Genomic DNA, 17948 nt, shown 5'->3' on the forward strand with positions numbered 1-17948 from the left:
GAGTGAGCCTGCTCGCGATGGCGGTGGGTCAGTCTTGAAATTCAATGCCTGACAGGACGCCTTCGCGAGCAGGCTCACTCCTACAGGGAGATGACGGTGTTTATTCGCCGGTGGCAATACCACGCGATGGCTCGTTGATCCATTCGCTCCACGATCCGGCATACAGCGCACCCAGCGGATAACCGGCCAGGCACAGCGCAAACAGGTTGTGACACGCCGTCACCCCGGAGCCGCAGTAGGCGACGAGTTCCGACGGTGAGCGATCGCCCAGTTTTGCGGCAAAGCGCTGCTTGAGCTGCTCGGCCGGCAAGAAGCGACCATCACTGCCGAGATTGTCGGTGAACGCCGCGCACTGCGCGCCGGGAATATGTCCGGCCACCGGATCGATCGGTTCCATTTCGCCCTTGAAGCGCGGCAAGGCGCGGGCGTCGAGCAGGGTCAGGGTTGGCTGGCCGAGGCGTTCCTGCAATTGCTCGGCGCTGAGCAACAGGCGCATGTCCGGCTGACCACTGAAGTTACCCGGCGTCACGCTCGGCGGATCCAGGCTCAGCGGCAGGCCGGCCGCGTGCCAGGCTTTGAGCCCGCCATCGAGAATGAATACGCCGTCGCGCTTGCCCAGCCATGCCAGCAACCACCACGCCCGCGCCGCGTATGCACCCGGGCCGTCGTCGTACAAAACCACATCGCTGTCGCTGCTGATGCCCCAGGCTTGCAGGCGTTCGATCAGCGCCGCCGGCTCGGGCAACGGATGACGCCCGGTCACGCCCTTCTCGACTTTACCGCTCAGATCCCGTTCCAGATCGGCGAAACTCGCTCCGGCAATGTGCCCTTCGGCGTAGCTGCGCTGGCCGTAATCCGGATCTTCGAGGGCAAAACGACAATCGAGAATCACCAGCCCCGGCTGCTCTTTGCGAGCGTCCAGTGCTTGTGGGCTGATCAACTGCGCAATCGACATAACGGGCTCCTGTGGAATTCGGCTGAACGGTTTATTTCACGTCTTCAAGGGCCTGCGCCAGCGGCACGTAGAACTCGTCGAACAATGCGTTGACTTCATCCCGCGCCTGATCGGTAACAAACCCTGCTTCCAGCACCAGCACCTGATACACGCCACGCTTCACGGCCTGTTCGCTGAGGTGATTGGAGTTTTCCCGCGTGGTGCACAGAAAACGCACCCACGACGTCAGGATGATCCACGCGTTGAGGGTCAGCGATTCGATCTGCACGCGATCCATTTTCAGAATGCCGGCGGCGACAAAACCTTCGTAGATTGCGGCACCCTGGATCACGCAACGCTGGGAGAAGCGCCGATAACGCGCGGCCAGTTCCGCATCGCTGTCGAGCAGATGCTCGAGGTCGCGGTGCAAAAAGCGGTAGCGCCACATGGCCGAGAGCAGTTCCTTGAGATAGAAACGCTTGTCCTCGACGGTCGCCGGGCGGCCCTGAGGCGGACGCAAAAAGCTGTCCACCAGGGCTTCGTACTCACTGAACAACACGGCGATGATCGCCTGCTTGTTGGGGAAGTGGTAGTACAGGTTGCCCGGAGAAATCTCCATGTGCGCGGCGATGTGGTTGGTGCTGACGCTGCGCTCGCCCTGCTGATTGAACAGCTCCAGGCTGTTCTGAACGATGCGCTCGCTGGTTTTTATTCGTGGGGCCATGGCTTGAGCTTTAATTCAGAGTGCGTTGACGGCGCATCTTACGACCTAACCGGAAATGGATAAAACACTGACGTGCGCGGAAGTCGTTTGACTTTCTAGAGCATCGACTCTAAAAAGTGCTCATTACAATAAAATCCGGAGCCTGCGATGACTGCCGACATTGCCTACCTGCAAACCCTGCAACAGCCTCTTGAAACGCTCGATCGGCAGTTCCATGCGCAACGAGCCGCGTACTCGGCCAACCCGATGCCGCTGGCCGCGCAACGTCAACAGTGGCTTAAGGCTTTACGCGATTTGCTTAGCAGCGAGCGTCAGGCGTTGATCGAAGCGATCAGTGCCGACTTCAGTCATCGCAGCGCCGACGAAACCCTGCTCGCCGAATTGATGCCGAGCCTGCACGGCATTCACTACGCCAGTCGTCATCTGAAAAAATGGATGCAGCCCTCAAGGCGCAAGGTCGGCATGGCGTTCCAGCCGGCTTCGGCGAAGGTGGTTTATCAGCCGCTGGGCGTGGTCGGTGTGATCGTGCCGTGGAACTACCCGCTGTATCTGGCCGTGGGGCCGATGGTCGGCGCCCTGGCTGCCGGCAATCGGGTAATGCTCAAGCTCAGCGAATCGACCCCGGCTACCGGGCTGCTGCTCAAAGAACTGCTGGCGCGGATCTTTCCCGAAGACCTGGTGTGCGTGGTGCTGGGTGAGGCGGATGTCGGCGTGGCGTTCTCGCGTCTACCGTTCGATCATTTGCTGTTCACCGGTTCCACCAGCGTCGGCAGACACGTCATGCGCGCTGCGGCGGAAAATCTCACGCCAGTCACCCTGGAACTGGGCGGCAAGTCGCCGGCCATCGTCTCCAGAGACGTACCGCTCAAGGACGCCGCCGAACGCATCGCCTTCGGCAAAACCCTCAACGCCGGGCAGACCTGCGTCGCGCCCGACTACGTGTTGGTGCCGGAAGACCGCGTCGGCGCTTTCGTCGAGGCCTATCGTCAGGCTGTGAAAGGCTTCTACCCGACCCTGGCCGACAACGCCGACTACACAGCAATCATCAACGAACGCCAGTTGGCCCGGCTCAACGGATACGTCAGCGACGCAACCAGCAAAGGCGCGCTGCTGATCCCGTTGTTCGAACAAGGCCAGGGCCGCCGCATGCCGCACAGCGTGCTGCTCAATGTCAGCGATGAGATGACCGTGATGCAGGACGAAATCTTCGGCCCATTGCTGCCAATCGTGCCTTACCGCGATCTGGAGCAGGCATTCGCTTACATCAATCAGCGGCCTCGTCCTCTGGCTCTTTACTACTTTGGCTACGACAAACGCGAGCAGCATCGCGTACTGCACGAGACCCATTCCGGCGGTGTGTGCCTGAACGACACCTTGTTGCATGTGGCTCAGGACGACATGCCCTTCGGTGGCATCGGCCCCTCGGGCATGGGCCATTACCACGGCCACGAAGGTTTCCTGACGTTCAGCAAGGCCAAGGGCGTGCTGATCAAACAGCGCTTCAACGCTGCCCGGCTGATTTACCCGCCCTACGGCAGATCAATTCAGAAACTGATTCAGAAGCTGTTCATTCGCTAAACGTTCGTCGACGCCGGGTAATAACAACAATGCACCCAAGCCTGACCGAAACACCCGCCCTGTCGCGCCGTGGCCTGCTGAAATTCAGCCTCGGCGCCACCGCGTTTCTCGCCACCGCCGGCCTTGGCGCCAGCCTCACTGGCTGCTCGTCGAGCGTCAGCGCCAACGGCTTTGTCGTTTTGCGCGTCGGCGATCTGCTGTTCCTGCGCGCGCTGGTCCCGGTGATGCTCGACGGCGCCGTCGGGGAAATGCCCGCAGCGGTCGACGGCACGCTGAAGTCGCTGGACTACAGCCTTAATCACGTGTCGCCGGAAATGCTCAAGCTCACTCGGCAACTGTTCGACGTGCTGGGTATGGCCGTGACCCGTGGCCCGCTCACCGGCATCTGGGGCAGTTGGGAAAACGCCAGCCCTGAAGCGATGCGGCATTTCCTCGAACGCTGGGAGAACAGTTCACTGAGCTTGCTGCGCATGGGCCGTAGCTCGTTGCAGCAGATAGTGATGATGGCCTGGTACACCCGCGCCGAATCCTGGGCTCACTGCGGTTATCCCGGGCCTCCAAAGGTCTGAAACCGGGGCGCGGCCTTCGCGAGCAGGCTCGCTCCCCTATTTGAAATGCATGTCCCTGTGGGAGCGAGCCTGCTCGCGAAGGGGCCAACTGCATCACCTCAGCATCCAGAATAATAAAGAGAACCTGACCGATGCCCGTACCCGATCCCTTCCGTGAAGGCCTCGCCCGAGGCTGGAAAACCTACAACGGCGCGCAACTGAGCGACGACCTCACCCTCGAAGCCGACGTGGCGATCATCGGCAGTGGCGCCGGCGGCGGCACCACAGCGGAGATCCTCAGCGCGGCCGGCTACAAAGTCCTGCTGATCGAAGAAGGCCCGCTGAAGACCAGTTCGGATTTCAAACTGCTCGAAGACGAGGCCTACAGCAGCCTCTATCAGGAAGGCATCGGGCGCATGAGCAAGGACGGCGCGATTACTATCCTGCAGGGCCGCGCGGTCGGCGGTACGACGCTGATCAACTGGACCTCAAGCTTCCGCACGCCCGAGCCGACCCTCGAACACTGGGCCAGCGAGCACAACGTCAAAGGCCATAGTCCGGCAGAGATGGCGCCGTGGTTCGAAAAAATGGAGCAGCGCCTCGGCGTCGCGCCGTGGATGGTGCCGCCCAATGCCAACAACGATGTGATCCGCAAAGGCTGCGAGCAACTCGGCTACAGCTGGCACGTGATCCCGCGCAACGTTCGCGGTTGCTGGAATCTCGGCTATTGCGGCATGGGCTGTCCGAGCAACGCCAAGCAATCGATGATGGTCACGACCATCCCGGCGACGCTGGAAAAGGGCGGCGAGCTGCTGTATCTGGCGCGGGTGGAGAAACTGCTGATCAGTGGCGACAAGGTTACCGGGCTGCATTGCGTGGCGATGGACGAGCGCTGCGTCGAGCCGACCGGGCGCAGCATCACCGTCAAGGCGCGGCATTACGTGCTGGCCGGCGGCGGCATCAACAGCCCGGCGCTGTTGCTGCGCTCCGACGCGCCGGATCCGCATGAGCGCGTGGGCAAGCGCACCTTTCTGCACCCGGTGAACATGTCCGCCGCGCGTTTCGCCGAGGTGGTCAATCCGTTCTACGGCGCGCCGCAGTCGATTTATTCCGACCATTTTCAATGGAAGGACGGCACCACCGGGCCGATGGCATTCAAACTTGAAGTGCCACCGCTGCATCCGGCGCTGGCCGCCACACTGCTCGGTGGTTTCGGCAAGGAAAACGCCCAGCATATGGCCGACCTGCCGCACACCCACGCGATGCTGGCGCTGCTACGCGATGGCTTCCACCCGGACAGCAGCGGTGGCTCGGTGGAGCTGCGCGGTGATGGCTCGCCGGTGCTCGACTATCAGGTTTCGCAATACGCATGGGACGGTTTGCGCCGGGCCTTTCACGTCATGGCCGAAATCCAGTTCGCCGGCGGCGCGCAATCGGTGATGCCGATGCACGCCGACGGCCGCTATGTGAAGACCCTGGCCGAGGCGCGCTCAATGATCGATGGACTGAGCCTGGAGCTGTACCGCACGCGACTCGGTAGCGCCCATGTGATGGGTGGTTGTGCGATGGGTGAAGATCCGAAAAGCGCGGTTGCCGACAGCCTCGGTCGCCATCATCAACTGCGCAATCTGTCGATTCACGACGGCTCGCTTTTTCCCACCAGCATCGGCGCCAACCCGCAGCTGTCGGTGTATGGCCTGACCGCGCAACTGGCGACAGCCTTGGCTGACCGACTGAAAAATCCATGAAAAAGCAGAGTATTCCTATCGTCTATAGTGCTTTCTTACCCAACAGGCGACTTGGCCGACCGGGAATGCTGCGATACCATCCGACTCCCCAACGGACTCCCGCCAGGACGACGCGATGAACCGAGTGTTGTACCCAGGTACCTTCGACCCTATTACCAAGGGCCATGGCGATCTGGTCGAACGCGCCTCGCGCCTGTTCGATCACGTGATCATTGCGGTCGCCGCCAGCCCGAAAAAGAACCCGCTGTTCCCGCTAGAACAACGGGTCGAACTGGCTCGCGAGGTCACCAAACACCTGCCGAACGTGGAAGTGGTCGGTTTCTCGACGCTGCTCGCGCATTTCGCCAAAGAGCAGAACGCCAATGTGTTCCTGCGTGGTCTGCGCGCGGTGTCGGATTTCGAATACGAATTCCAGCTGGCCAACATGAACCGCCAACTGGCGCCGGATGTGGAGAGCCTGTTCCTCACGCCGTCGGAGCGTTATTCGTTCATTTCGTCGACGCTGGTGCGGGAGATTGCCGCGCTGGGCGGCGATATCAGCAAGTTCGTCCACCCGGCCGTGGCCGACGCGCTGACCCTACGCTTCAAGAAGTAGGAGCTGCTGCAGACTGCGATCTTTGCTTTTAAAGATTGCAGTCTCGTGCCCTTGATCGCCCCCGCGTGCACTGCGCTCGCCAATGCGGCACAATTGCGCGCATTGATATATAGCGCCCGGGCCTGCCGCCCCGGCTGGAGTTAGCATGTCCCTGATCATCACCGACGATTGCATCAACTGCGACGTCTGCGAACCCGAGTGCCCGAACGCCGCCATTTCCCAAGGCGAAGAGATCTACGTGATCGACCCGAACCTGTGCACCCAGTGCGTCGGCCACTACGACGAGCCGCAGTGCCAGCAGGTCTGCCCGGTGGATTGCATTCCACTGGACGAAGCCCATCCGGAGACTGAAGAACAGTTGATGGAGAAGTACCGCAAGATCACCGGCAAGGCCTGATCACTTCAGCGCCTATACCGCCCTCTTCGCGAGCAGGCTCGCTCCCACATTTGCAATGCATTCCCCTGTGGGAGCGAGCCTGCTCGCGAATGGGCCATCAGCCACACCACTGAAACCCGATCAGCTCACTCGCGCTGCTCGAACCCCTCCCCTGTACACCCCAGACACCGCACAAACGCCGCTTTCGCCGGATCAACCACCAGCGCCTGTCCCGCATCGCCAACACCGCCGCCCAGCGCGGTAAACGGCAACGACACCACAAACGCTCCTGCACCGATCACCGTGGCCACCACCAGCAAAGGTCGGGCAATCAGCAGGTCGCCAAGCATGGCGTAGGCCGGGGGATTCTGGATGGTGTAACGCGGATCACCGCTGCCGGTCTCCGAGGCCTGAACAGCCAGGCTGGAACACAACAGCAGCGTGACGAAGAAGACTTGCAGGACTTTCATGGCACGATCCTTCGGGCTGAGCAGTGAGACTTCTCACTATAGACCGAAGGATTTTTCAGGTCTGGCAGCGCGGGCAAAACACGCTGGCGCGTTGACCCAGCTTCACTTCGCGCAGGCCGGTGCCGCAGACCTTGCAGTGCTGACCACCGCGGCCGTAGACAAACAGTTCCTGCTGGAAATAGCCCGGCTGACCGTCGCCGCCAATGAAGTCGCGCAAGGTTGTGCCGCCACGCTCGATGGCGGCGGCGAGGATGCGTTTGATCTCGATCGCCAGTTTCAGATAACGCCCGCGGGAAATACCCCCGGCTTCGCGGCGCGGGTCGATGCCGGCGGCGAACAGCGCTTCGGTCGCGTAGATATTGCCGACCCCGACTACCACTGCGTTGTCCATGATGAACGGCTTGACCGCCATCGAGCGCCCGCGTGACAGCTGGAACAGGCGCTCGCCATCGAACAGATCGGTCAGCGGCTCCGGCCCGAGGCGAATCAGCAATTCGTGATTGAGCGGGTCGTTGCTCCACAGCATCGCGCCGAAGCGTCGCGGGTCGGTGTAGCGCAGGGCCAGACCCGATTCCAGTTCGATATCGACGTGCTCGTGCTTCAACGCCGGCAACCCGGCCTCGACCAGACGCAGATTGCCGGACATGCCCAAATGGCTGATCAGCGTGCCGATCTCGGCGTTGATCAACAGGTACTTGGCGCGCCGCTCGACCAGCACGATGCGCTGCCCGGACAGGCGCACATCGAGGTCTTCCGGGACAGGCCAGCGCAAACGCCGGTCACGAACGATGACGCGGCTGACCCGCTGGCCTTCCAGGTGCGGGGCGATCCCGCGACGGGTGGTTTCGACTTCCGGCAGTTCAGGCATGGTGTCCTCGGATCAATGCGCGCCGAGGTCGCGAATCGTTTGTTTGAGTGTTTCGAAGTCGTAGTCCGACAGACCGACGTAATCGAGCACCAGCGGGCCGACCGCGCTCCACTCGAAATCCTCGCTCTGGTTGCCCAGCACGCGATAAGAGGCGCAGATGTGCTCGGCCATTTTCAGAATCGCCAGCAAGTTTTTCAGTTGGCTGTTCTTCGACGATTCGTCGCTGAAAATCGCCAGCGCATTGTGGTGGTTGGCGATGGCAGCGCTGACATGCTCCGGCAGGCGCCAGGACTTGGCGGTGTAGTAGCCGACCACGGCGTGGTTGGTGTTGAACACACGGTTTTCCGTATCGACCACGCGGCATTCCGGGCTGGCGCTGGCGTAGGCCTCTTCCAGCACGGTCATGTAATTGGGGAAGCGCTGCAGCATCAATGGCACGCCGCAATCGTGGAACAGGCCCAAGGCATAGGCTTCGTCACCGGCCTGGGTGCCAATGCGCTTGGCCAGGGTCAGGCAGGTCATCGCCACATCCTGCGCGGTGTCCCAGAAACGATTGAGGGTGACGATGGTGTCGTCGTTCATCTCGCCCTTGATCGACTGAGCGTTGATCAGGTTGATGATCGAACGGCTGCCCAACAGATTCACCGCACGCTGGATCGAGGTGATCTTGTTGCTCAGGCCGTAATACGGCGAGTTGACGATTTTCAGCAGCGCGCCGGACAGACCGGGGTCCTGGGAGATCAGTTTGGCGATCACCTCCAGGTCCGGGTCGGGCATGTACTGCTCCATTTGCAGATCCACCATGATCTGCGGTTGCGCCGGCACACTGATGCCTTGCAGCGATTGTTGAATCTGTTCGGTGGTCAGCTCTTGGGACATAAGTACACACTCCGGGGCAGGCGGCGATTCTAACCGCTGAAACCGCAGGGCGACACACCGATGGGCACATCGCTGGAACTTTCATCTGTGCCCAGGCTTCGGAATCTGTAGGGCGCAGCGGACCTCAACGGTTCGCTGCGAAGGCAAAATCTCCACAGACTCAGGAGCTTACCGATGGCAACTTCCTCAATGGCAAACGCGTCGCTATTTTGGTTACCGATGGTTTCGAACAGGTCGAAATGACCGGCCCCAAGGATGCCCTGGAGCAGGCCGGCGTGCAGGTCGATATCCTCTCGGCCGAAGCCGGCACGGTGAAAGGCTGGAACCATGACAAACCGGCGGACGACTTCCCCGTCGCCAACACTTTCCAGGCGGTGAGCATCGATCAATACGATGCCGTGCTGCTGCCCGGAGGCGTGCAGAATTCCGACACCATCCGTATCGACCAGGATGCTCAGCATCTGGTCAAGACTGCCGCTTCGGCGGGCAAGCCGATTGCCGTGATTTGCCACGGCAGTTGGTTGCTGATCTCGGCGGGACTGGTCAATGGCAAGACCATGACCAGCTACAAAACCGTCAAGGACGATCTGGTCAATGCCGGGGTCAACTGGGTCGATCAGGAAGTGGTCAAGGACGGCAACCTGATCAGCAGTCGCCAGCCGGACGATGTGCCGGCGTTCAGTCAGGCCCTGATTGACGCATTGGCTGCGTAATCTTCGCGATCCCGTTCGCGAGCAGGCTCGCTCCTACACTTGGAATGCATTCCAATGTGGGAGCGAGCCTGCTCGCGAAGGCATCAGCGTTTCATCGCATCCTCAGCCCTGCGCAAACCTCAACACGCTATACTCCCGCTCTTTTTCCGGAGCGACGTCATGTCCCTGCCTAGCCTGCGCCTCAAAGCCAACGCCGACCGTCGCCTGCGCAACGGCCACTTGTGGGTCTACAGCAACGAAATCGACGTGGCCGCCACGCCTCTGCACGGCTTCAAGGCCGGCGATCAGGCGGTGCTCGAAGCCGCTGGCGGCAAGCCGTTGGGCATCGTCGCCATGAGCCCGAACAACCTGATCTGCGCGCGCCTGCTGTCGCGCGACATCAAACTGGCACTCGACAAGTCGCTGCTGGTGCACCGTCTGAACGTCGCGCTGTCGTTGCGCGAGCGTCTGTTCGACAAGCCGTTCTATCGTCTGGTCTACGGCGACTCCGACCTGCTGCCGGGTCTGGTGGTCGATCGTTTCGGCGACATCCTCGTGGTGCAGATCGCCTCGGCGACCATGGAAGCGCATAAAGACGACGTGATCGCCGCGTTGACCCAGGTGCTCAAGCCAAGCGGCATCCTGTTCAAGAACGATTCCGCCGCCCGTGATGCCGAAGGCCTCAACCGCTACGTCGAGACCGTGTTCGGTCTGGTCCCGGAGTGGGTCGCGCTGGAAGAGAACGGCGTCAAGTTCGAAGCGCCGGTCATTCAAGGGCAGAAAACCGGCTGGTTCTACGACCACCGCATGAATCGCGCGCGCCTGGCGCCTTATGCCAAAGGCAAACGCGTACTTGATCTCTATAGCTACATCGGTGGCTGGGGCGTGCAGGCCGCTGCGTTCGGCGCCAGCGAAGTGTTCTGCGTCGACGCCTCTGCATTCGCCCTCGACGGCGTCGAACGCAACGCGGCGTTGAACGGCTTCGCTGACAAAATGACCTGCATCGAAGGCGACGTCTTCGAAGCGTTGAAGGAACTGAAAGCCAGCGAAGAGCGCTTCGACGTGATCGTTGCTGATCCGCCAGCCTTCATCAAGCGCAAGAAAGACATGAAGAACGGCGAAGGCGCCTACCGTCGTCTGAATGAGCAAGCCATGCGCCTGTTGACCAAGGACGGCATTCTGGTCAGTGCTTCGTGCTCCATGCACCTGCCGGAAGACGATTTGCAGAATATTCTGCTGACCAGCGCGCGCCATTTGGACCGCAACATCCAAATGCTCGAGCGTGGCGGTCAGGGCCCTGATCATCCGGTGCACCCGGCCATCGCCGAAACCCGCTACATCAAGAGCATTACCTGCCGCCTGCTGCCCAACAGCTGATTGCGATAGAACACGGGGAGCCGCTGAGCTCCCCGTTTTTTTCCACCACCCTCCCCTCTTTCCTTCACACTCAACATGAGTGTTTTGTCGTCTTCCTACAATTACTTTCCAGCTTCCTTGCAGGACGTTTCGCCATACCTGTTAGTTGCGGGAAATTAACCTACAGCGTAGATATCCAGCACTCGATCACTCCGACAGAATTACTGGAATATTCCTACTTAATATCCCCTTGCCAATATTCGATTACAAACTATTATGAAGTTGTCGCCATGAGGCGACTTCAACTACTGATGAACAAGGAGTTCACATCATGAAAACCATTTATCTGGAAACAAATAAACTCGCCAACCTCGCCTTCCTGGTTGCAGCCAACGCCCGCTAAGTAAGTCTGGACGCCGGAGAGTGCCGGCACTTCGGCGTCCTCATGACTTTCCCTGAGTGATCTGAACCAATGCATATCAATCCCTTTCTGTTTATATTGCCGCGCCCGCCTGGACAAGTTGTGTGGAACTACAAGAACCATACTCAGCACGAGCTTGATCTTGACTATTCCCACCGCCTCGCCATTCTTATAGACAACCCAAACCTGTTTGACCCAAACAACATAATAGATACACAACTTCTGGACGCAGGCATTCTAACAGTTTTAAAAATAGACAGCCCAACTTGGGGCTGGGATGAACTGTCGAAGATTTATCACATCGGCACGCAAAATATCCCCTGCGAATATACGCCACAGAATATTCAGGAGTGGTCCAGACACTATCTGGCGCACTGCAGCGAAGTATTGGCGAAGCCAGAACCTTCAACAGACAGCGAGCGCCGGCCAGCGGAGGCGCTTATCAACTTGCCTGCACCCGGCGCAATGATTGATGACAGCCTGACTCAGGCATTGCGGACGCGCAAAACCTGTCGCTCCTACACCGGTGCGGCGGTGACACTGGCCGAGGTTGCAACGCTGTTGTATTTCACGCTCGGCTATCTTCCCAAGCGCAATCATTCGCAGGACGACCCTGTCGCACCCGGCCTTGAGGCCCGCCGGAGCAGTCCCTCAGGTGGTGGTCTGAACGCTTGTGAAGGCTTTCTTCTGGCTCAGAACATCGTCGGGCTTGAACCGGGCATCTACGCCTACCATTGTGGCGAGCATGCCTTGAGCCGGATCAACCCTTTGCCTGAACCGGCGTTGGGTCAAATGCTCGGCGGCCAGCATTTCATCAACAATCTGCCGCTGGGCGTATTCATCACCGCCAGGTTTGATCGACTCTGGTGGAAGTACGAACACTCGCGCGCCTATCGCATGGCGTTCATCGAGGCTGGCCATCTTTCGCAAACCTTCCAGCTCGTCGCGACGACGCTGGGGCTCAATACCTGGCTGACCGGCGCGTTTGCCGACGCCCAGGTTGAAACCCTGCTCGGGCTCGAAGGCAGCGCTGAGCAACCGTTGTTTTTTGTCGGTTGCGGCGAAAGCGATGGCCAAGCCATGTGCCAGGAAATGCGTGATTTGCTTGCCGGGGTACCGTCATGATTTCCACAGCGCTGGATGAGGGCGAGGCACCGGTGTCGTGGTCGCTCAAATTCACCCTTCCCGACTGGGAAAGCCGCGCATCGGTGCGCAGCAGTACCCATAACTATCGTTTGCCGGGCGATGTCGAGCAGCAACTGCAAAATCGCTATTGGTTTCCCCGGCCTTTCTGCCTTATCTGGGGCATCCGGCGATCCAGGCCAAAGGTCGCGAAACATTGCACCGTCTGACCGCCAATCATCTGGTGTATTTCCTCGATTACACCACCCTGCTCGAACACCGCATCGTCAACCGCGCAGTGGAGGTCATCGTCCACCGCGAACTGCCCATCTATATACCGCTGCCAATGAAACACGCTGCATTGCAGCTGTACACCGACGAGGGTTACCACGCGCTTTTCTCCAACCAGATAGCCGAGCAGATCGCCGCGTTCTACAGCATCACCCGGCGACCGGTCATTCCGAAGCGGATCACACGCATGAACGCTCTGATCGCGCGCACGCCGGAGAAGAACCGCGCACTGGCCTGGTTTCTGCTCGGATTTGTCTCGGAAACCATCATCGCCCGGGAGTTGCTCGAGGTCTGCCGCAACACGATGGTTTCAAGTGTGAACGACATGCTGCGTGATCATCTTGCCGACGAAGCCCGGCACAGCCGTTACTTCGCAGAAGCCTTCCATTACTTCTGGATTGCGATGAACAGTCGCCAGCGCCTGTTCGCCGCCAGGACTCTTGTGGAGATCATCCCCCTGTTCTTCGAGGTCGACGAGAGCTGGCTGCAACAAAGCCTGCGCTCGGCCGGTATTGCCGAAAGTGACATGAAAGAGATTGTCGGTGCGATGGCAACTGTGCAGGCCAGCCGTGCTCGCGCTCGCGCCGGCTGCAAACCCACGCTGGAGGCCCTGCGCAAGGCTGGTTTTTTGCTCTGCCCCATAACCAGACACTTTTCGCCAAAGCAGGATTGATCGATGAATAAACACAGCTGTGCAGTCAGCCGCCGACAACGGCGCGGAGCAGTCACGCTGTTACTGGCAATGATCCTGCTCGGCGTGTTCCCGCTGGATGTTCTGCTGCCCTCGTTCCCGGCGCTGGCGGCACACTTTGGTCGATCACCGAGCGACATCGCGCTGTCGATCAGTCTGTTCGCCGTCGGTATTGCCTTCGCTCAGCTACTGATCGGCCCGCTATCGGACGTGATTGGACGCAAGGGTTTGCTGCTGGCCGGCATGAGCGTGTCGCTGCTCGGCGCCCTTGGTTGCGTGCTGAGCAATGACTACACGCTGTTCCTCGTTTTCCGGGTGATGCAGGCGATGGGGTGCGGTTGTTTCGTGCTGTCTCAGGCACTGGTGCAGGATCTGTTTGAAGGCCAGGAGCGTGACCGGTTGCGGATCCTGATGGTCACTGCCACGGGCATCTTCATTTCGCTATCGCCGCTGGCGGGTACGTTTCTGCAAGCCACGCTCGGCTGGCGCGGCAGCTTCTGGGTATTCATCGCCCTTGCGGCTGTGGTTCTGATCAAAACCTGGCGACTGCTCGACAACAGCCGGCCTGTTCAGAACGGTCCACACCTGGGTTTCATTCAGTCCTACAGACGGGTGCTGAGCAACTTCCCGTTTGTCGGCTATTGGCTGATTTCCGCGTTCGCTTTCGCCTGCCACTTTTCCTTCATCGTCACTTCGCCGCTGATCTTCATGGAGCAGTTGCAGATGGCGCCTTACGATTTCGCCTTGATTCTGCTGATCTATGGCGCCGCTTATGTCTTCGGCGGCCTGCTCGCCAGCGTGCTGAACCGGCTTATCAATGCGCAACAGCAGATTTTCACCGGCCTGAGCCTGATCCTGCTCTCGGGTCTGGTGATGCTCTATCTGGCCACCAACCATGAGCTGTCAGCCGCGGCGGTGCTGGTCCCAATGCTCATCTGCACCGTGGGCACCACCATTGCGCGCCCCCCGGCTACCTCCCGCGCCATGAGCGTGTTTGCCGAAAATGCCGGCGCATCGGCATCCGCCGGTAGCACCATCATTTTTATCTGTGGCGGGCTGGTCAGCGCCCTGATCAGCCTCGGCCCGGCCAACCTGCAAGCGACGCTGGGTTACGGTTTTGTGGTGTTGAGCGGCGTATCGCTGTTGCTCAACAGCGTGATTGGCCGTCGCGTCAGCAACCTGCGCAGCAATCCGGTGATGCCGGGAGGCGACCATTGACCCTGCCAGTCGTCATTGCACCGGCCCCTTCAGCACGGGAACAACGCTTTGCGCCATTCCCTCGCGACGCCAGCGGTGTAGAATCGCCTCATTCATCGCCATTCATCCCCGGCGGGTTTATGAGCTCAGGCTGAGACCAGCGGCGATCCCGCAACGTCATCGGCAGCTTCCGGACACACGGCCATTTTTCGGGTGTTTCAGAGGTCAACAGAAGCTCACTCCCCTTTAGTACGTGATTAGCCGCCCGGAGTGCTCCATGCCAGATTACCGCTCGAAAACTTCCACCCACGGCCGCAACATGGCCGGCGCCCGCGCCCTCTGGCGCGCCACCGGCATGAAAGATGACGACTTCAAGAAGCCGATCATTGCCATCGCCAACTCGTTCACCCAGTTCGTCCCGGGGCATGTGCATCTGAAGGACCTGGGTCAGCTGGTCGCCCGCGAGATCGAACGCGCCGGTGGCGTGGCCAAGGAGTTCAATACCATCGCCGTCGATGACGGCATCGCCATGGGCCACGACGGCATGCTGTATTCGCTGCCGAGCCGCGAGATCATCGCCGACTCCGTCGAGTACATGGTCAACGCCCACTGCGCCGACGCCATCGTCTGCATTTCCAACTGCGACAAGATCACCCCCGGCATGTTGATGGCTGCATTGCGCCTGAACATTCCGGTGATCTTCGTTTCCGGTGGCCCGATGGAAGCCGGCAAGACCAAACTCGCCTCCCACGGTCTCGATCTGGTCGACGCCATGGTGATCGCCGCCGACTCCAGCGCTTCTGACGAGAAAGTCGCCGAGTACGAGCGCAGCGCCTGTCCGACCTGCGGTTCGTGCTCCGGCATGTTCACCGCCAACTCGATGAACTGCCTGACCGAAGCACTGGGCCTGGCCTTGCCGGGCAACGGTTCGACCCTGGCCACCCACAGTGATCGTGAACAGCTGTTCCTGCAGGCCGGGCGCACCATCGTCGAGTTGTGCAAGCGTTACTACGGCGAGAACGATGACTCCGTATTGCCGCGCAACATCGCCAACTTCAAGGCGTTCGAGAACGCAATGATGCTCGACATCGCCATGGGCGGTTCGACCAACACCATCCTGCACTTGCTCGCAGCCGCCCAGGAAGCCGAGATCGATTTCGACCTGCGCGACATCGACCGTCTTTCGCGCAGCGTGCCGCAGCTGTGCAAGGTCGCGCCGAACATCCAGAAGTACCACATGGAAGACGTGCACCGCGCCGGCGGCATTTTCAGCATCCTCGGTTCGCTGGCCCGTGGCGGCCTGCTGCACACCGACCTGCCGACCGTGCACAGCCGCAGCATGGAAGAAGCCATCGCCAAGTGGGACATCACCCAGACCAGCGACGAGGCCGTGCATCACTTCTTCAAGGCAGGTCCTGCGGGCATCCCGACCCAGACCGCGTTCAGCCAGTCGACCCGTTGGGAAACCCTGGACGACGACCGTGAAAACGGCTGCATCCGCAGTTTCGAGCACGCCTATTCGAAAGAAGGCGGCCTCGCCGTGCTCTACGGCAACATCGCGCAGGACGGTTGCGTGGTGAAAACCGCCGGGGTCGATGAGTCGATCCACGTCTTCGAAGGCAACGCGAAAATCTTCGAAAGCCAGGACAGCGCCGTGCGCGGCATCCTCGCCGACGAAGTAAAGGAAGGCGACATTGTCATCATTCGCTACGAAGGCCCGAAAGGCGGCCCGGGCATGCAGGAAATGCTCTACCCGACTTCCTACCTGAAATCCAAAGGCCTGGGCAAAGCCTGTGCACTGCTCACCGACGGGCGTTTCTCCGGCGGTACTTCCGGCCTGTCGATTGGTCACGCTTCGCCAGAGGCCGCGGCCGGTGGCGCGATCGGTCTGGTGCAGGATGGCGACAAGGTGCTGATCGACATTCCAAACCGCTCGATCAACCTGTTGGTCAGCGACGAAGAACTGGCGGCACGCCGCGCCGAGCAGGACAAGAAAGGCTGGAAACCGGTTGAGGTGCGTCCACGCAAAGTGACCACCGCCCTCAAGGCCTACGCCCTGCTGGCGACCAGTGCCGACAAGGGTGCTGTGCGCAACAAAGCGATGCTCGACGGCTTGTAAGCGTCCAGGTGCAGAAACAAAAATGCCCCGCCAACGTGCGGGGCATTTTTTTATCCGTCTGACACTGATCGTTCCCACGCTCCTGCGTAGGAATGCCTCAAGGGACGCTCCGCGTCCAGTGACGCGGAGCGTCACGGGCTGCATTCCCACGCGGAGCGTGGGAACGATCAAAGATCGCAGCCTTCGGCAGCTCCTACATGCGATCGTGAGTTACTGGATTTCCTCAGGCTTGACGATCACCCAGTTCTTGTCCGCTGTCACCGGCAAGCCTTCCTTGGCCTGCGCCGCCGCGTGCTTGGCCATCATGCCGTTGATCTGGGTCATGTACTTGTCCTTGCGGTTGATCCACAAGTGAATGCCGCCCTTGGCCACGTCGACATCATGGAACAGCATGTAACCGTCGCTCGTCGGGGTATCGCCGCCGACCAGTACCGGTTTTTTCCATTCATCGATGTAGGTGAGGATTGCCGCGTGCTTGCCGGCCATCCAGGTTGCCGGGGTCCACAGGTACGGCGTCAGTTCGAGCCCGAGGTTGGCCTTCTCGTCATATTTGCCGGCGGTGATCTGTTTGCGCGCAGTGGTCAGCTCGCCAGTCTTCTGATCCTTGAGCAGCAGTGAAACGCCGATGACGTTCTGCGGTTTGACGTTGTAGCCGTACTTGGGATCCGCCGCGACCATGCGCACCAGCTCCTCGGAGGCGGCGGTCATTACGTAGACCTCGATGCCGTTCTCCATCAGCTTGTTGTACAGCTCCTGCTGGCCAGTGAAGATCTTCGGCGGATTGACGTCGAGCTTCTTCACCACATCGCCTTCGTAATACGTCGCCGGCACCGGTTTGCCCGAAGCCATCAGCTCATCGACGTAGCCCTTGAGCTCCTTGAGGGTGAAGCCGGAGAACACCTGCGCCACCCACGGGTAGCAGACCATGTCGTCGACTTCGCAGAGGCGGTAGTAATAACTGAACAGGCTTTCCTTGTGCTCGGCGGTGTCCTTGAAGGGCATCAGTTTCAGCGAGGGATCGAGCTTGTCGCGGGTGATCAGGCCCTTGTTTTCCATGAACGGCAGCAGGGATTCTTCGAGGTCGTAGCGGTAACTGGTGTTGTCCATGTCGAACACCGCGTAATTACCCTTGTTGGCGTTGGCAGCGATCATCGCGTCCAGCGCCTTGGCCTGATCCGCCGGCCAATGCTTGAGGTCCGTGGCCAATGCATGGCCAGCGAGGCCAGCCGCCAGTGCCACAGCCAACAACGTGCGTGCAATTTTCATAGCGCTACTCCCCGATACAAAGAGTTCGACGCTAACAAATAAGTGTGACAACCCTCGCCTGTCAGCGACCGCC

Annotated in this window: 15 protein-coding genes and 2 pseudogenes; 11 read left to right on the plus strand and 6 right to left on the minus strand. The window is 60.2% G+C overall.

The features are described from left to right. Positions 1 to 100: 100 nt before the first annotated feature. Both ACZZZ4_RS07190 and ACZZZ4_RS07195 read right to left on the minus strand, forming a co-directional pair. Positions 101 to 955 (minus strand): sulfurtransferase, encoded by an 855-nt coding sequence (locus ACZZZ4_RS07190; protein ID WP_463547515.1) that lies wholly within the window; start codon positions 953 to 955, stop codon positions 101 to 103. 31 nt (positions 956 to 986) lie between these two features. Beyond that, positions 987 to 1658, minus strand: coding sequence for a TetR/AcrR family transcriptional regulator (locus ACZZZ4_RS07195; RefSeq protein WP_016772708.1), 672 nt, complete (start codon positions 1656 to 1658; stop codon positions 987 to 989). A gap of 147 nt (positions 1659 to 1805) precedes the next feature. Between ACZZZ4_RS07195 and ACZZZ4_RS07200 the strand changes: the two genes are divergently transcribed. The 5 genes from ACZZZ4_RS07200 (at position 1806) to ACZZZ4_RS07220 (ending at position 6524) form a co-directional block, all read left to right on the plus strand. After that, entirely contained in the window at positions 1806 to 3236 is a 1431-nt protein-coding gene (locus ACZZZ4_RS07200) for a coniferyl aldehyde dehydrogenase (RefSeq protein WP_463547516.1), read from the plus strand. Between the two features lie 29 nt (positions 3237 to 3265). Continuing rightward, the gene (locus ACZZZ4_RS07205; RefSeq protein WP_463547517.1) at positions 3266 to 3805 is read left to right on the plus strand and encodes a twin-arginine translocation pathway signal protein; all 540 of its coding nucleotides are present in this window, start codon (positions 3266 to 3268) and stop codon (positions 3803 to 3805) included. A 131-nt stretch (positions 3806 to 3936) separates the two neighbouring features. Further along, positions 3937 to 5532 carry a GMC family oxidoreductase gene (locus tag ACZZZ4_RS07210; protein ID WP_463547518.1) on the plus strand — a complete coding sequence of 532 codons (1596 nt, stop codon included), beginning with the start codon at positions 3937 to 3939 and terminating at the stop codon, positions 5530 to 5532. Between the two features lie 115 nt (positions 5533 to 5647). Next, positions 5648 to 6127, plus strand: coding sequence for a pantetheine-phosphate adenylyltransferase (gene coaD, locus ACZZZ4_RS07215; protein ID WP_003229157.1), 480 nt, complete (start codon positions 5648 to 5650; stop codon positions 6125 to 6127). A 145-nt stretch (positions 6128 to 6272) separates the two neighbouring features. After that, on the plus strand, positions 6273 to 6524 hold the full coding sequence (locus ACZZZ4_RS07220) for a YfhL family 4Fe-4S dicluster ferredoxin (RefSeq protein WP_003195146.1): 252 nt from the start codon (positions 6273 to 6275) through the stop codon (positions 6522 to 6524). 125 nt (positions 6525 to 6649) lie between these two features. Here ACZZZ4_RS07220 and ACZZZ4_RS07225 read toward each other — a convergent pair whose 3' ends face one another. Genes ACZZZ4_RS07225 through ACZZZ4_RS07235 form a run of 3 tightly spaced genes read right to left on the minus strand, consistent with a single transcriptional unit; the run spans position 6650 to position 8666 of the window. Next, complete coding sequence (locus ACZZZ4_RS07225; RefSeq protein WP_076564452.1) at positions 6650 to 6973, minus strand: multidrug transporter; 324 nt, start codon at positions 6971 to 6973, stop codon at positions 6650 to 6652. A 55-nt stretch (positions 6974 to 7028) separates the two neighbouring features. After that, positions 7029 to 7841, minus strand: a complete 813-nt coding sequence (gene mutM, locus ACZZZ4_RS07230; protein ID WP_463547519.1) for a bifunctional DNA-formamidopyrimidine glycosylase/DNA-(apurinic or apyrimidinic site) lyase — start codon at positions 7839 to 7841, stop codon at positions 7029 to 7031. Between the two features lie 12 nt (positions 7842 to 7853). Then, entirely contained in the window at positions 7854 to 8666 is an 813-nt protein-coding gene (locus ACZZZ4_RS07235; protein WP_160769650.1) for an HDOD domain-containing protein, read from the minus strand. 239 nt (positions 8667 to 8905) lie between these two features. On the opposite strand from ACZZZ4_RS07235, the pseudogene ACZZZ4_RS07240 reads away from it, so the two are divergent. From ACZZZ4_RS07240 to ilvD, 6 genes and pseudogenes are all read left to right on the plus strand, one after another. Continuing rightward, positions 8906 to 9433: pseudogene (locus ACZZZ4_RS07240) on the plus strand (type 1 glutamine amidotransferase domain-containing protein); the annotation flags it as partial. A 159-nt stretch (positions 9434 to 9592) separates the two neighbouring features. After that, complete coding sequence (locus ACZZZ4_RS07245; RefSeq protein WP_016772700.1) at positions 9593 to 10789, plus strand: class I SAM-dependent rRNA methyltransferase; 1197 nt, start codon at positions 9593 to 9595, stop codon at positions 10787 to 10789. A 451-nt stretch (positions 10790 to 11240) separates the two neighbouring features. Continuing rightward, on the plus strand, positions 11241 to 12314 hold the full coding sequence (locus tag ACZZZ4_RS07250; protein ID WP_463547520.1) for a SagB family peptide dehydrogenase: 1074 nt from the start codon (positions 11241 to 11243) through the stop codon (positions 12312 to 12314). Continuing rightward, positions 12311 to 13286 (plus strand): annotated as a pseudogene (locus ACZZZ4_RS07255) (diiron oxygenase). The gene ACZZZ4_RS07250 and the pseudogene ACZZZ4_RS07255 overlap by 4 nt, the downstream one beginning before the upstream one ends. Then, on the plus strand, positions 13279 to 14511 hold the full coding sequence (locus tag ACZZZ4_RS07260) for a multidrug effflux MFS transporter (protein WP_463547521.1): 1233 nt from the start codon (positions 13279 to 13281) through the stop codon (positions 14509 to 14511). The pseudogene ACZZZ4_RS07255 and the gene ACZZZ4_RS07260 overlap by 8 nt, the downstream one beginning before the upstream one ends. Before the next feature lie 256 nt (positions 14512 to 14767). Then, positions 14768 to 16609, plus strand: a complete 1842-nt coding sequence (gene ilvD / locus ACZZZ4_RS07265) for a dihydroxy-acid dehydratase (RefSeq protein ID WP_024014684.1) — start codon at positions 14768 to 14770, stop codon at positions 16607 to 16609. Positions 16610 to 16819: 210 nt separating this feature from the next. Here ilvD and ACZZZ4_RS07270 read toward each other — a convergent pair whose 3' ends face one another. Beyond that, positions 16820 to 17875, minus strand: a complete 1056-nt coding sequence (locus tag ACZZZ4_RS07270; protein ID WP_463547522.1) for an HAD family hydrolase — start codon at positions 17873 to 17875, stop codon at positions 16820 to 16822. Between the last annotated feature and the right edge of the window lie 73 nt (positions 17876 to 17948).

The sequence above is a fragment of the Pseudomonas sp. AC252 genome, from assembly GCF_979258105.1.

Excerpts from the sequence above, each read along its gene's own strand:
- ACZZZ4_RS07260 (WP_463547521.1), top strand. The coding sequence starts at position 13,279 with ATGAATAAACACAGCTGTGCAGTCAGCCGCCGACAACGGCGCGGAGCA.
- ACZZZ4_RS07200 (WP_463547516.1), top strand. The coding sequence starts at position 1,806 with ATGACTGCCGACATTGCCTACCTGCAAACCCTGCAACAGCCTCTTGAA.
- ACZZZ4_RS07220 (WP_003195146.1), top strand. The coding sequence starts at position 6,273 with ATGTCCCTGATCATCACCGACGATTGCATCAACTGCGACGTCTGCGAA.
- coaD (WP_003229157.1), top strand. The coding sequence starts at position 5,648 with ATGAACCGAGTGTTGTACCCAGGTACCTTCGACCCTATTACCAAGGGC.
- ACZZZ4_RS07225 (WP_076564452.1), bottom strand. The coding sequence starts at position 6,973 with ATGAAAGTCCTGCAAGTCTTCTTCGTCACGCTGCTGTTGTGTTCCAGC.
- mutM (WP_463547519.1), bottom strand. The coding sequence starts at position 7,841 with ATGCCTGAACTGCCGGAAGTCGAAACCACCCGTCGCGGGATCGCCCCG.
- ACZZZ4_RS07210 (WP_463547518.1), top strand. The coding sequence starts at position 3,937 with ATGCCCGTACCCGATCCCTTCCGTGAAGGCCTCGCCCGAGGCTGGAAA.
- ilvD (WP_024014684.1), top strand. The coding sequence starts at position 14,768 with ATGCCAGATTACCGCTCGAAAACTTCCACCCACGGCCGCAACATGGCC.
- ACZZZ4_RS07245 (WP_016772700.1), top strand. The coding sequence starts at position 9,593 with ATGTCCCTGCCTAGCCTGCGCCTCAAAGCCAACGCCGACCGTCGCCTG.
- ACZZZ4_RS07190 (WP_463547515.1), bottom strand. The coding sequence starts at position 955 with ATGTCGATTGCGCAGTTGATCAGCCCACAAGCACTGGACGCTCGCAAA.
- ACZZZ4_RS07270 (WP_463547522.1), bottom strand. The coding sequence starts at position 17,875 with ATGAAAATTGCACGCACGTTGTTGGCTGTGGCACTGGCGGCTGGCCTC.
- ACZZZ4_RS07250 (WP_463547520.1), top strand. The coding sequence starts at position 11,241 with ATGCATATCAATCCCTTTCTGTTTATATTGCCGCGCCCGCCTGGACAA.
- ACZZZ4_RS07195 (WP_016772708.1), bottom strand. The coding sequence starts at position 1,658 with ATGGCCCCACGAATAAAAACCAGCGAGCGCATCGTTCAGAACAGCCTG.
- ACZZZ4_RS07205 (WP_463547517.1), top strand. The coding sequence starts at position 3,266 with ATGCACCCAAGCCTGACCGAAACACCCGCCCTGTCGCGCCGTGGCCTG.